The sequence below is a fragment of the Janthinobacterium sp. HH104 genome (genome assembly GCF_001758715.1).
Classification (GTDB): domain Bacteria; phylum Pseudomonadota; class Gammaproteobacteria; order Burkholderiales; family Burkholderiaceae_D; genus Janthinobacterium; species Janthinobacterium aestuarii.
In genome coordinates this window covers 86,940-99,824 of record NZ_LRIB01000013.1, presented here as the reverse complement: position 1 = coordinate 99,824, position 12,885 = coordinate 86,940, and the positions used below count along the sequence as shown (strand labels likewise).

Here is a 12,885-nt window from a genome sequence, read left to right as displayed (position 1 = left end):
GTGGCAGAATGAGCGCGGCCAGTGATCTGCCGCAAGCCGCGCTTTTTGAAATGCACCCATTGCCTGCACGTTCCCAGGTTCAGGTCGCTACCGTACAAGGTAGGCAACCAGAAGCACACTACGCCTCCCATGAATCTCAGCTTTTCGCCACAGCCCCAGCCATCGCGATCCTCGCGATCCTCGCAGTTGATACAAAACAGCATATTTCATGCTGTCAAGAAAATCTTGCACTAGGCTAAAAATATGTGGCGGAAAAGTTAACTAATTTAAAGCCAATATTTCATTTTGCCTGTGTACGCGGCATACTAGCGCCACAGGCAATTGTCCACTTTACGGCTTGCGCCTGAGTATACAAGCTGCTGTCATGCCTGTTCGCGCAGGATGCGTTATCCAATGTTCAGTAATATTTTCACTCTTACCTTCCGGTGCTTATGAATTCCCTATCTGAACTTGCATCCGCCACCAGGCAAGATGACTTTGCTTATTTTCGTGAGCTGAACGCACGACTGGGTACCCTCAAGGCGGCTAATTATGACGTGGCGTCAAAATGCAATTTACGCTGTGAGGGCTGCCTGTTCTTTGAAGGCGAGGAAAACGAGGGACACGAAGATAGCCGTTCGCTTGCCGAGTGGGATGCCCTGTTTGCCGCCGATGCGGCGCGTGGCGTCACGCTGGCCTACATGGCGGGCGCGGAACCGAGCCTGGTGCCCGACAGGCTGCGCGCGGCCCAAAAATACATCCCACATGGCATTGTGTTTACCAATGGCACGATACGCTTGCCGGACGATATCTTTTATCGTATCCATATCTCCTCTTGGGGAGTCGATGAAATCGGTAGCTCATTGCGCGCCGGCGACGTGCTGACCAAGGCAATGAAAAATTATCGCAACGACCCTCGTGCCGTCTGCGTATTTACCATTACATCCCTGAATATCAATCAGATCATGATCATGGCAGAGCTTGCCAATAATCATGGCTTACCGCTCACCTTCAGCTATTTCAGCCCGACCACCCGCTATCTGGACAAGCTGGAAAAAAAGGTGGATAACGACAAGGCATATTTCCGCATCAGTAGCGCCACACAAAGCCTGGCCTTGACGCAAGCCGATTTTGCCCATGCGCGCGCGGAAATTATGCGCGCCATGGTGGCCTATCCGGAAACGGTGCAATATTCCCTCCACTATGACGACTGGGTCACGGGCGACAAGCTATATGACATCGATCCCGTTACCAAGATCGCCAAAAACTGCGGTTTCCGCGTTACCAAGCAAGTACATGTCCATGTCGATCATCAGCCGGGCAAGGGCAAGTGCTGCAGTTCGAATATCGACTGCAGCAACTGTCGCGCTTATGCCATGGGACAGTCGACCTATCTGTCGCGCATCCGCGAAGCCGTCAGAAAACCGGACGAACTCGCCAAATGGCTGGAAGTAAGAGAAATCTGGGCCAAGCTGTTTTTAAACGCCAACAACTCGACCAAGGCACGCCTGTAATACGATGAGTTTTACTTCGTACTGGTTTGCCCTTGCCTTCCTGCCCCTGTCCGCGTACGGCTATCGCCAATTGCTGTCAACAAGCCATTTCAAACTGCTGCTGCCGCTGCTGATTTCACTGGTTTTTTATTACCTCAATGATGCGCAAAACCTGCTGCTGTTTTGCGCATCGATGGGCGCCAACTGGCTGCTCGCCGGCGTGATTGGCCGGCACCGCGAGAAAACCCGCTACCTGGCGCTGGCCATTGCGGGGAATTTATGTTTTCTCGCGTTTTATAAATATGCGACATTCTTCGCCGTGCCCGGCACGGCGATTCCCGCCCTCCCTCTGGGTATCTCGTATTTCACATTTACGCAAATCGCCTTCCTGATCGATACGGCGCGGGGGCAAGCCCGCAGCACCAACCCACTCGAATATGCGCTCTTCGTGGCCTGGTTTCCCCACCTTCCATCGGGCCCCCTGCTTTCCCACAAGGACATGCTGCCGCAATTCCTGGCCGCGCCAGTCATATCATCCACCTTGCGTCCGGCACCGCGCGACTACGCCGTCGGCCTCACCCTGTTCACCATGGGTCTGTTTAAAAAATCCTGCATCGCCCCCATTTTTCACTATGCCCAAGGAGACGTTTTCCTGCGCGCAGGACAAGGCGACCCCATCGGCCTGGTCGAGACCTGGATCGCCTGCCTGGGCTTCCTGTTTGAGACGTACTACGATTTTTGCGGCTATTCGGAAATGGCCATGGGCATCAGCCGCATGTTCGGCATTCACCTGCCCGTCAATTTCCACGCCCCCTTCAAGTCTTCCAGCCCGGTCGAATTCTGGACGCGCTGGCATGTGACGCTGGGCGCTTTCATGCGCGACTATCTGTATCGTCCCCTGACAAAAAAACGCCAGGTATGGCGGCATTACGCGGCCCTGTTCGTGGTGATGATGGCAGTCGCCATCTGGCATGGCGCCACCATTCCCCTCCTGGTCTTCGGCATCTATCAGGGCCTGCTGGTCACGGGCAATCACGCCTTGCGGCGCTGGAATCTCGTATCACGCAAAGGCGGCAAGCTGCAGCACTGGGCTGGCAGAGTTTTTACACTGGCCGCCATCACCTTTTCCGTCAGCCTGTGGGCCACGCCAGACTGGCATGAAGCCATCCACATTATCCGTGGCTTGTTGGGTGCCGGCCACGCTCCAGCCTGGCCAGCTGGCCTCTTTGGCATGACGGCCATCCTCGCAGCCATTGCTTTCAACTGGTCTGCCCCTTCCATGATCGACCTGGTGGCAAAGGAACTCCCCGCCTGGAGCATACAGCTGAAAAAATCGGCTACCAGCAAGCTGGCCTGGAAACCCAGCCTGGCATGGGCGACAGCGGTGGCCTTGGGCCTTGGTCTGGCGCTCATCAATTTATCCGCTGTCAAAGAGTTCAAATATGCAGGGTTTTAATCAAGAAATCCCCGTCGCGCGCTTTTTCACCTGCATTTTTTTCATTGCGGTCGCATTGCTGCTCATGACTGCCGGATTCGTATTTATCGTGGATCCATATGCCATCTGGCGGCAGGAAAGCCACAAGATCAATGCCATCAAACTGGAACCCCCATCTGCCAGCCAGCGAGGCTCGGCGGTATTGCGCAGCGCGCTGCACACACCTGACGTGCTGATTCTTGGCTCCTCGCGGGTGCGGCGCGGTTTCAACGAGCGTCTCGCCTCCCGCTTATACCGCAGCGACGTCCAAGTCGTTGGCGTCGATGCCTTGCCGCTATCAAATGCAAGGGATCTGTTTTTTGCCATCAGCCAACAGGGACGAATTAAAAGACTGTATCTGGAAGTCAGTTACCTGACATCCAATGCCTGCGAAGCGAAAAATGACGATGAAACAGGGAAAAACAAACTCGCCTTTCCATTCGATTATCTTTCGCCCAAGGATGCCGTCAAGCAAAGCTTAAAAACGCTGAAAACAAATCTGTTGCATATAAGCTCTTACGACAGCTACTTTGACGCGCAAGGACGTTTCCATGACCAGGTCGTTAACGGGACTACGCATGCTGGAGGAGTCGAAATAGATGAATCGCGCTACAACCGTATCATCCAGACGAGGATAGGCGCTTGCAAAGGTCGCGCAGCCAATGCCGCCGACATCAAGGACTTGACAGACATGTTTCAGCGGGCAAAAACCGAAGAAACGGAAGTCATTTTGCTGATTTTACCTGTCACGGCAAGATGGCAAGCACGCATCCAGCAAGTGGGGCTGTCAGCACGTGCGGCACAATGGAAAACGGAGATCACTGGGCTCGCATCACAATTTCACGTGCAAGTACTCGATTATGAACAGCGTAACGACTTGAGCACCCTCGCTGAAAACAGCAACCATGCCATGCCCATGTTTTGGGATGAAATCCATTTCTCCAACCGCTTGGGAGACCATATATTGAACGACATGGCATACGCCAGCCCTGTAGGCAGGTTTCCCCACACGCGCTAGGGCATCGTGGTCATGCTCATGTTCCACGACTGGCCTTCGGCGGCCGCTCGCATGAACAGCAAGCCGGCCAGCTGGCCGCGCTAGCCTGGCTGCATCGCATGATTTACGCGTCAGCGTTCCTCGCGATAATAATCGCAACCCTCGAACGTGGTGCGCAGCGCCTGCTGCAGCTGGGCGTAGCGCTCTGGCGTCAAATTGAAACGCACGTCGATCTGGCCATCGTCATCCATCTGCATGGCGGCCTCGGCATCCATCTGCACGGACAATCGGTTCGGATGCAAAATCACGGCGTGCATGTGGCCATACCAGGCGAATTCCTGGCCGCCGTATTCGATGTAGGGCTCGTCCATGCCCATGGCCACGTCCTGCTCGTCATATTCTTCGGCGCGCTGCAGCATCAGGTAGACGGGTTCGCCTTTGCCGGCTGGCGCGGCCAGGGTGGTGATCAGGGCATCGTCTTCATTAATGACGGACAACTCGGTGGCGGTAAATCCTGCGGACATGGCGTGCTTTCAACAAATGGATGGATGACGCCACCATAGCGCAAAAGCGCTGCGGACAACATAGCGCGCGGCGAATAAAGCGTGCCGCCTATAATGGCCATTCGATCCATATTGCACAGGAGACCGCCTTGACCGCAGCATCGTCCTACACCACCCGCCTGGCCATCCCCTCCAGCGCCACCTACCAGCACCTGCGCGTCGCCGCCGGCATGAGCGCGAAAAGCACGGCGGCGGCGGCCAAGGGCTTGCCGAACTCGCTGTTTGCCGTGCAAATCCTGCATGGCGACGAGGTGGTGGGTATCGGCCGCGTCATCGGCGATGGCGGCTGCTTCTTCCAGGTCACCGATATCGCCGTGCTGCCGGCCCACCAAGGCAAGGGCCTGGGCAAGCGCATCATGGGCGAGATCATGCAATTCATCGAGACGGAGGTACCGGAAAGCGCGTACGTCAGCCTGATCGCCGATGGCCAGGCGCAAGACTTGTATGCGCAATTCGGTTTCAAGCACACGGCGCCCGCCTCGGTCGGCATGGCGCTGACACGCTAGTGCCAGTCTGGCTGGTTTGCAGCATGGCGCTGGCGCTGCTGTTGAGCGCTGCCGCCTGCGGCGCCGAGCGCCTGCTGCAGCGGCGCGGACGAACGACGCGCTGGCTGTGGCTGGCGGCCATCGCCGCGTCCGTCCTCTTGCCGCTGGCATGGCTGCCCGGCGTGCTGGCGGTCATGCCGGCAGAACAGGCGCAGCTGAAGCTGGGCTGGTTTGTCTTGTCGATGGGCATGCTGTTGATATTGCTGCTGCGCAGCGTCTGGCTGCTGTCGCACCAGCGCCGCTGGCAAAAGAGCACCTTGCTGGGCACCCCCGTCTTCCTGAGCGGCGGCATCGGTCCCTGCGTGGCGGGACTGCTGCGGCCCCGCATCGTGATGCCCGTCTGGCTGCGATTGATTCTGCCGCAGCAACAAGCGCTGCTGCTGGCGCACGAACAATGCCGGCTGGCCGCGCGCGATCCGCTGCTGCTGGCCGTGGCGTACGCATTGATTATTCTCATGCCGTGGAACCTGCCCCTGTGGTGGCAACTGCACCGGCTGCGCTTTGCCATCGAAGTCGATTGCGACGCGCGCATGCTGGCGCACGGCCACGCGCTGCGCGACTATGCCATCGTGCTGCGCCAACACGGCCAGTATTATTCGGGGCTGACGGGCGCCTCGCCCATCGTGCTGAGCGACCCGCTGGCACTGCGGCGCCGGCGGAAGATCATGCAGAGAACGATAGATAAGTCCTAGCCAGCCATTAATGATTATATTTTTAAGGACCACCATTCAAAAAATTCTTAAAAATTGATCATTCGATTATCTTTTTCACATCACGGCACTTTCGATTCCATCGGAAATATGCTTTAACATAAATCTTGATATATCATCCTCAAATATTAATGTATACATATGGGGATTCAGAATAAATGGCCACTTGGGTTGAAGACATAACTACCGCACTGAATAATCTTTCTGGCATTGCACCTTTATCTTCCATTTATGCCGAGGTAAAAAGAATTCGACCCTTACCTCACCCCGTAGCAATAGAAGCCACAATCCGAGGGGCAATCGAGCGTAACTCCGCTGACTCACAGGCACATCTCGGTGGCAAGGATTTATTCTTTTCCGTACATGGACTAGGCGCTGGAATTTGGGGACTCCGCTCCAGTATCCCTCTCACACGCTTGGCAAACGATTTGGAGCCTTTACCTGTAGGGACAATGCAGCCTGAAAAGAGGGAACAAGTAATTTATCGTATTTTACGAGAAGGAATCCTTGCAAAAAAAATTAAGATGTTGCATGAAAATCAATGTCAACTATGTTTGACCAGAATAAATTTATCTGGTGAGTCGTATGCGGAAGCGCATCATATTAAGCCCCTTGGATCGCCACATTTTGGCCCTGACATTGCAGAAAATATCGTCATTGTTTGCCCTAACTGCCATGTCAAACTTGATTATTTCTCAATAGAATTAGATCCAAAAGAATTAGTAAAGAAAAATGGCCATACGATCGGTCAAGGATATATTGATTACCATAACGCTCAAATCCGCAAATCTTGTTAAGAGTAGATATTTCTTTTGTTGGTCGCTCTGAGCATGCTGATGGCGGTAAGGACGGCGAACTTGCTATAGTAGCGGCAACGCGGCGCGGCGCGCCCGCGAGCCCGGCTCCCCCCTTAGAAATCAGAGAGATACCATGCTTTACCTGCTTGCCATCGTGATCGTCACCGCCCTGCTGTACTACGTCTTCAGTGGCCGCACGCCCGTCAAACCGCTGCACAAGCCGCTCGTCTCGGTACGCCAGTACGTGCCGGCGATTCCTCCCGGCGCACCCGCGCACCACTGGAGCGATGAGGGCCGCTTTGCGTCGGAAGTGGAAAACGAAGCGATGTACCAGCCCGCCATCGCCAAACTGGCCGGCGAACATGGTCCCGGCAATGCGGAAGAAAAATGCCTGGCACTGCTCGTCTGCGACAACGCCAATCCGTTCCAGGACAAGGCCATCGCCGTCTTCATCGATGGCCTGCTGGTCGGCTACCTGTCGCACAACGACGCGCTGCGCCTGCGCCGCAACCTGGGCCGCATGGACTTGGTGGGCCAGTTGACCTCGTGCGACGCCGTCATCCGCGGCGGCGGCCTGTGGAATGGCAAGCGCCTGTCGTACGCCGTATGGCTCGATCTGCAGCCCTACAATTAAGCTAACGCGCGCGCCAGCCTGACGGCGCGCGTGGCGATAAAGCTGGGCAGGTATTTTTCAATTTCAAAGCGCGGGTGTGGATGCATTTCCTCGTGGTAGCCTGCCAGCACGAACCCCGCCGCCAGTTGGCCGCCGATCTGGCTGTCCAGGCCGTGGCCGAAGATCAGCGCCTCGCCCCTGTCCATGCGGGCCGCCAGCGCATCGGCTGGCATATCCTCCACATCCGAATACGGCAGCACAAAACGGGGACGTATCAATCCCTGCTTTGCCCATTGCGGATCGCGGTCGCCGATGAACACGGCCGGATTGAAGAAACTGCTCAGCAGCACGCCGCCGTCCGCCAGCACGCGCGCGCATTCGCGCCACACGGGAGCAATGTCGGGCACGTACTGGTTCGACACGGGGTGCACGATGAGGTCGAAACTGGCGTCGGCAAAGCGGCGCAGGTCGCGCATGTCACCCTGCACAGTGGCCAGGTGCAAGCCGTCGCGTTCAGCCACCATGCGGTCTTTCGCCAGTTGCTGCCCAGATAAATCGAAGACGGTCACGTGTGCGCCGGCCGCGGCCAGCACGGGCGCCTGCTGCCCGCCGGCACCGGCCAGGCACAAGATACGCTTGCCTTGCACATCGCCCAGCCAGCCGGCCGGCAAGGAGCCGGGCGTCAAATGGATTTGCCACTGCCCGGCGCGCGCCGCGGCGATGGTGGCGCGGTCGACAGGCTGCGACCATGGGCTGTTCTGTACAGCCTGGGCATCCCAGGCTTGCTGATTATGCCGCAAGAAGTTGTCACTTAAAGGCATCGTCATCCTTTCAGAAAAAACAGGACGCGAATGTAGCATGACACCCGGCAAGGCGTCGCACCTTGCAAAAAAACCACACAATTCTTGATGGCAACTTCCCCGCCGGCATCGCCATCCCACGGGCACGACAAGTCCGCGACCCACCTATCCCGCTCGGGAATGGCTTGCACGACAGGGAAAATAATTACAATTAAGATATTTGTTTCCTGAAATCTGGTAAGGTAATTCGCATCGATCACCCGCAGTGGCGGCAGGCGCCCATGCCAGCGCCAACGCGCCACCCGTTTGCCTACGATGATACCTGCCAGCGTCCAGCACCTGTTCCACCTTCCCGCCGATCCGGCCCAGCTGCACCACGGCCAGCATGCGCCGGGTCTCGTGCTGCTGTCGCTCGTGATCGCCATTTTCACGTCGTGGATGGCTTTCCAGATGACGGCGTACAGCCGCGCCCAGGCGAGCATCAGCCGCCGCTTGCACTTGCTGTGCCTGCTGGCCGGCAGCCTGGCACTGGGCTGCGGCGTGTGGGCCATGCATTTCATCGGCATGCTGGCCTTCGAGCTGGGCACCAGCGTTGCCTACGATCCGGGCCTGACCTTGCTGTCCATCGTGCCCAGCGTGGCGGCCTCGTTCGTGGCCCTGGCCACCATCAGCCGGCGCGCCGTCACGGCGCCGCTGCTGCTGCGCAGCGGCTTGCTGGTGGGCTTGGGCATCGGCGCCATGCATTACACGGGCATGCAGGCCATGCGTGTGGGCCTGTCGCTGCGCTACGATCCGCTGCTGTTCGCGCTGTCGCTCGTCGTTGCCGTGGCGCTGGCCACCCTGGCCCTGTGGATACGTTTCGGCTTGCGCGGCTGGAGCAGCCGCGTGCCCTCGTCGCAGCGCACGCTGATAAGCGCCTGCGTCATGGGTTGCGCGATTACCGGGATGCATTACATGGGCATGCAGGCGGCGCGCTTCGTGGGTACGATCCCCCCGGGCAATGATGCCGATGCCAACCGGCCCATGCTGGTGATCAGCGTGACCCTGCTGACCATTGCCCTGACGATCCTGGTCGCCTCGGCCGTAGGCATCTTGCGCTACCGCGAACTGTTTCGTCACCTGAACCAGAGCGAACACTGGACCCGTTCGCTGCTGACAAGCACGGTCGACGGCGTCATCACCATCGACCGGCACGGCAGCATCATCGACTTCAACGGCGCCGCCGAGCGCATCCTCGGCTGGCGGTCGGCGGAAATTGTCGGTCGCCATGTCAGTGTGCTGGTCAGCGACGTGCGCCAGTCGGAACAGCACGGCCTGCTGCATTACCTGCGCACGGGCGAGGCTGACGCTTTCCAGTCCAGCGAGGAAATCGTCTACCTGCGCAAGGATGGCGTGCCGGTCGCCGTGCAGCGTTCGGTGGCCAGTGCGCGTCTGGCCGACCAGGATTTATATGTGCTGTTCATTACGGACATCAGCGAACGGCGCGCCATGCTGGCCGCCCTGCGCGAAAGCGAGCAACAGCTGCGCTCGCTGATCGGCAATATTCCGGGCATCGCCTTTCGCTGCACCACGGCGGAAAACCAGCCCATGCTGTTCATCAGCGATGGCGTGGAAGCCGTCACCGGCTATCCGCCCGCCGACTTTCTCGGCGCCGCACCGCGCCGCAGCATCACGGGCCTGATCGCCAGCGAAGAGCGCGCCTACGTCGTCGACGTCTTCAACCGCAGCGTGGCCAGCGGCGAGCCCTACCTGCTGGAATACCGGCTGCTGCATGCCGACGGCACGGCGCGCTGGCTGTGGGAGCGTGGCACCGTCGTGCACGATGCGGCGGGCGCCGTACGCTGGGTCGACGGCGTCATCCTCGATATCAGCGAACGGCGGCAGATGGAGGAAGACTTGCGCAAGGCCAAGGAAAAAGCGGAGCTGGCGGCCGCCACGCGGGCCAGCTTTGTCGCCAACATGAGCCATGAAATCCGCACGCCGATGAACTCCATCCTCGGCTTCACCGATGTGCTGCTCGACTCGCCGCTGGCGCCGGAGCAGCGGCGCCACCTCAACACCGTGCGCCAGTCCGGACGCTCGCTGTTGCGCCTGCTCAACGAAGTGCTCGATACGGCCAAGCTGGACAAGGGCGCCGTGGCGCTGGAAATGCGCGACTACAGCCTGCTGGCGCTGGTCGATGAACTGGCGTCCACGTATGGCATCCATGCGCGCAACAAGGGTTTGCGCATGGAGGTGCAGTACGATCCGCAACTGCCGGCCGTGCTGCATGGCGACGAATTGCGCATGCGGCAAGTGCTGGGCAACCTGCTCGACAACGCCATCAAGTTCACGCCCAGCGGCGGTGTCAGCCTGACGGCGCGCCGCGACGACGGCCAGCTGCACCTGCTGGTACGGGACAGCGGCATCGGCATCCCTGCGGAACGGCGCGACGCCATTTTTGATCCCTTCGTGCAGGCGGATGCTTCGACCACGCGGCGCTTTGGCGGCACGGGCCTGGGCACCACCATCAGCAGGCAGCTGGTGACCCTGATGCAGGGGCGCATCTGGGCCGACGCCAGCGGGCCGCACGGCAGCGTATTCCACGTCATGCTGCCCTTGCTGCCGGCACGCCAGGCGGCGCTGCCCGCCAGCGAACGCCGCAGCGTGCGCCTGCCGCCCCTGCGCGTGCTGGCCGCCGACGACGTGCCGCAAAACCTGGAACTGCTGAGCCTGCTGCTGGGCAAGCGCGGCCACACGGTGATCATGGCAGGCGATGGCGTGCAAGCCTTGCAGCTGACGCAGCAGGACGACTTCGACATTCTGCTGCTGGACTTGCAAATGCCGCGCATGGATGGACTGGCCGCCACGCAAGCTATCCGCGCCGCCGCCCTGCGCGATGGCCGCCCGCGCGTGCCCGTGATCGCCATGACGGCCAGCGTGCTCGACGCGCACCGCAAGGCGGCGCGGGCAGCCGGCATGGACGGTTTCGCCACCAAGCCCGTCGAATGGCAAGCGCTGTCGCAGGAAATCGCCCGCGTGCTGGGCCTGGCGGCGGAGCCGGCCGATGACAGCCACGCGCCCGCCGGAGGAAGAGTGCTGCACCATGCGGGCGCCCTGCAGCGCTGGGCCGGCAACGACAGCGCCTACCGCGCGGCGCTGGCCCGTTTCGGCCACGAGCATCCCCGCTTGCCGCCGGCCCTGCTGGCCGCCATCGAGGCACGCGACCACGCGGTGCTCCTGCCGCAAAGCCACCGGCTGCGCGGCGCGGCGGCCAACCTCGGCCTGGAACAGCTGGCCGCCAGCCTGGCGGCCCTGGAACAAGCGTGCGCCAGTCCAGCCCTCGCCACGGCGCCGCAGCTCGATGAGACGCTGGGCAAGCTGCTGACGCAATGGCCAGCGGCCCTGGCCGCCATCGCCCGGCTGGCACCGCCTGCATTGCCGGCGGCAACGACGACGAGCGCCATCGACGCGCCCGCCGCCCGGCAAGCGGCCAGCGCCCTGCTGCAGGCCTTGCAGCGCGGCGAACTCGATGACGCGGCGCAAGCCCAATTGCAGCACGCCATGGGCGCGCAAGCGGATGCGCTGGCGCCGCTGCTGCACGCCATCGACGACTTTGATTTTCCCCTGGCACAGTCGCTCCTGCACGGCCTGCTGCCCACCTTCGCCCCGGAGTCCCCATGAATGCACAAGCCAGGCCCGTGATTCTCGTCGTCGACGATGAAGCGGCCAATTTGCAATTGCTGCGCCAGATCTTGCAGAACGACTACGCGCTGCTGTTCGCCAAGGATGGCGCGCGGGCCCTGGAACTGGCGCAGCAGGAACGCCCGGCCCTGATCCTGCTCGACGTGATGATGCCGGGCATGAGCGGCCACGACACCTGCCGCCAGCTGAAAGCAGCGCCGCTGACGGCCGCCATCCCCGTCATTTTCGTCACGGCCCTGAACGACATGCGCGATGAACTGAGCGGTTTTGAAGCGGGCGCCGTCGATTACATCACCAAGCCGCTCAGCCCTGCCATCGTGCGTGCCCGTGTGCGCACGCATCTGTCGCTGGTGCGCATCGACGAATTGAAGGAAACGCGGCTGCAGATCGTCCAGCGCCTGGGCCTGGCGGCCGAGTACAAGGACAATGAAACGGGCTTGCACGTGATCCGCATGAGCCATTACGCGCGCCTGCTGGGCGTGGCCGCCGGCATGGACGAGGCCGCCGCGGACGACCTGCTGCACGCGGCGCCCATGCACGACGTGGGCAAGATCGGCATCCCCGACCGCATCCTGCAAAAGCCGGGCAAGCTCGACGCGGACGAATGGGCCATCATGCAGACGCACGCGCGCATCGGCGCCGACATCATCGGCGAACATGCCGCAGGCGGCATGCTGGCGCTGGCCCGCGAGATCGCCCTGTCGCACCATGAAAAATGGGATGGCAGCGGCTACCCGAACGGCTTGGCGGGCGAGGCGATCCCGCTGGCGGGACGCATCATCGCCGTGGCCGACGTCTTCGACGCACTGACCTCGGTGCGCCCGTACAAGCGCGCGTGGCCGGTGACGGACGCCGTGGGCTATTTACAAGCGCAACAAGGCAGCCATTTCGATGCGCGGCTGGTCGAGCTGTTTGTGCAGCAACTGCCCGCCATCGACGCCATCCGGCTGCGCTGGGCAGAGAAAGAGGAAGCCACGCGGCCGCCTGAAAAGTGAACTCCCGCCACGGCCAGCGTTGTTGCGTCACACAAAACAGTGCCGGACAGATGACGCCGGCACCGATGCAGACCACTGGAAGGGCAAGGAGCTCGATGCCATTATGGCCGGCAGCGGGCCAAGCATTTTGATGCACATCAAATAACTTGCACTTTCCTCGCGATAGCCTTGCCGATGGCGCACTGACGTAAAAAGCCGCGCCACCCTTGCGGATGGCGCGGCTTTTAACTGACAG

The 12,885-nt window shown here is 60.3% G+C and carries 11 protein-coding genes; 9 read left to right on the top strand and 2 right to left on the bottom strand.

Translation table 11 applies throughout. The features are described 5' to 3' along the window. Positions 1 to 431 precede the first annotated feature (431 nt). From JAB6_RS01330 to JAB6_RS01320, 3 genes are read left to right on the top strand one after another with little or no spacing between them, the layout of a single operon-like run. Entirely contained in the window at positions 432 to 1,493 is a 1,062-nt protein-coding gene (locus tag JAB6_RS01330; RefSeq protein WP_139143242.1) for a radical SAM protein, read from the top strand. A 4-nt stretch (positions 1,494 to 1,497) separates the two neighbouring features. Beyond that, positions 1,498 to 2,928, top strand: coding sequence for an MBOAT family protein (locus JAB6_RS01325; RefSeq protein WP_070301092.1), 1,431 nt, complete (start codon positions 1,498 to 1,500; stop codon positions 2,926 to 2,928). Next, entirely contained in the window at positions 2,915 to 3,964 is a 1,050-nt protein-coding gene (locus JAB6_RS01320; protein ID WP_070301091.1) for a hypothetical protein, read from the top strand. The genes JAB6_RS01325 and JAB6_RS01320 overlap by 14 nt, the downstream gene beginning before the upstream one ends. A gap of 110 nt (positions 3,965 to 4,074) precedes the next feature. On the opposite strand, the gene JAB6_RS01315 is transcribed toward JAB6_RS01320, so the two are convergent. Next, positions 4,075 to 4,467: an Imm10 family immunity protein gene (locus tag JAB6_RS01315; RefSeq protein WP_070301090.1), complete on the bottom strand. Its 393-nt coding sequence runs from the start codon at positions 4,465 to 4,467 to the stop codon at positions 4,075 to 4,077. Positions 4,468 to 4,595: 128 nt separating this feature from the next. Between JAB6_RS01315 and JAB6_RS29535 the strand changes: the two genes are divergently transcribed. The 4 genes from JAB6_RS29535 to JAB6_RS01300 all read left to right on the top strand — a co-directional run bounded on the left by JAB6_RS29535 (position 4,596) and on the right by JAB6_RS01300 (position 7,192). Next, on the top strand, positions 4,596 to 5,012 hold the full coding sequence (locus JAB6_RS29535; protein ID WP_070301089.1) for a GNAT family N-acetyltransferase: 417 nt from the start codon (positions 4,596 to 4,598) through the stop codon (positions 5,010 to 5,012). Beyond that, positions 5,012 to 5,743: a M56 family metallopeptidase gene (locus JAB6_RS01305; RefSeq protein WP_139143241.1), complete on the top strand. Its 732-nt coding sequence runs from the start codon at positions 5,012 to 5,014 to the stop codon at positions 5,741 to 5,743. The genes JAB6_RS29535 and JAB6_RS01305 overlap by 1 nt, the downstream gene beginning before the upstream one ends. Before the next feature lie 176 nt (positions 5,744 to 5,919). Then, positions 5,920 to 6,558: an HNH endonuclease gene (locus tag JAB6_RS28275; RefSeq protein WP_083292468.1), complete on the top strand. Its 639-nt coding sequence runs from the start codon at positions 5,920 to 5,922 to the stop codon at positions 6,556 to 6,558. A gap of 133 nt (positions 6,559 to 6,691) precedes the next feature. Next, positions 6,692 to 7,192, top strand: a complete 501-nt coding sequence (locus JAB6_RS01300) for a hypothetical protein (protein ID WP_070301087.1) — start codon at positions 6,692 to 6,694, stop codon at positions 7,190 to 7,192. On the opposite strand, the gene JAB6_RS01295 is transcribed toward JAB6_RS01300, so the two are convergent. After that, positions 7,189 to 7,992 (bottom strand): class I SAM-dependent methyltransferase, encoded by an 804-nt coding sequence (locus tag JAB6_RS01295; protein ID WP_070301460.1) that lies wholly within the window; start codon positions 7,990 to 7,992, stop codon positions 7,189 to 7,191. The two genes, JAB6_RS01300 and JAB6_RS01295, sit on opposite strands and share 4 nt — an antisense overlap. Before the next feature lie 294 nt (positions 7,993 to 8,286). Here JAB6_RS01295 and JAB6_RS01290 point away from each other — a divergent pair, with 294 nt between their 5' ends. Together JAB6_RS01290 and JAB6_RS01285 are read left to right on the top strand one after the other, a co-directional pair. Then, positions 8,287 to 11,634 (top strand): MHYT domain-containing protein, encoded by a 3,348-nt coding sequence (locus JAB6_RS01290; RefSeq protein ID WP_070301086.1) that lies wholly within the window; start codon positions 8,287 to 8,289, stop codon positions 11,632 to 11,634. Then, positions 11,631 to 12,650, top strand: coding sequence for a two-component system response regulator (locus JAB6_RS01285; RefSeq protein ID WP_070301085.1), 1,020 nt, complete (start codon positions 11,631 to 11,633; stop codon positions 12,648 to 12,650). Before JAB6_RS01290 ends, JAB6_RS01285 begins: the two co-directional genes overlap by 4 nt. Positions 12,651 to 12,885: the final 235 nt, after the last annotated feature.

Bases quoted from the DNA above. Each gene is read 5' to 3' on its own strand.
- JAB6_RS01325 (WP_070301092.1), top strand. From the start codon at position 1,498: ATGAGTTTTACTTCGTACTGGTTTGCCCTTGCCTTCCTGCCCCTGTCC.
- JAB6_RS01285 (WP_070301085.1), top strand. From the start codon at position 11,631: ATGAATGCACAAGCCAGGCCCGTGATTCTCGTCGTCGACGATGAAGCG.
- JAB6_RS01295 (WP_070301460.1), bottom strand. From the start codon at position 7,992: ATGCCTTTAAGTGACAACTTCTTGCGGCATAATCAGCAAGCCTGGGAT.
- JAB6_RS01330 (WP_139143242.1), top strand. From the start codon at position 432: ATGAATTCCCTATCTGAACTTGCATCCGCCACCAGGCAAGATGACTTT.
- JAB6_RS01320 (WP_070301091.1), top strand. From the start codon at position 2,915: ATGCAGGGTTTTAATCAAGAAATCCCCGTCGCGCGCTTTTTCACCTGC.
- JAB6_RS28275 (WP_083292468.1), top strand. From the start codon at position 5,920: ATGGCCACTTGGGTTGAAGACATAACTACCGCACTGAATAATCTTTCT.
- JAB6_RS01300 (WP_070301087.1), top strand. From the start codon at position 6,692: ATGCTTTACCTGCTTGCCATCGTGATCGTCACCGCCCTGCTGTACTAC.
- JAB6_RS01290 (WP_070301086.1), top strand. From the start codon at position 8,287: ATGATACCTGCCAGCGTCCAGCACCTGTTCCACCTTCCCGCCGATCCG.
- JAB6_RS01315 (WP_070301090.1), bottom strand. From the start codon at position 4,467: ATGTCCGCAGGATTTACCGCCACCGAGTTGTCCGTCATTAATGAAGAC.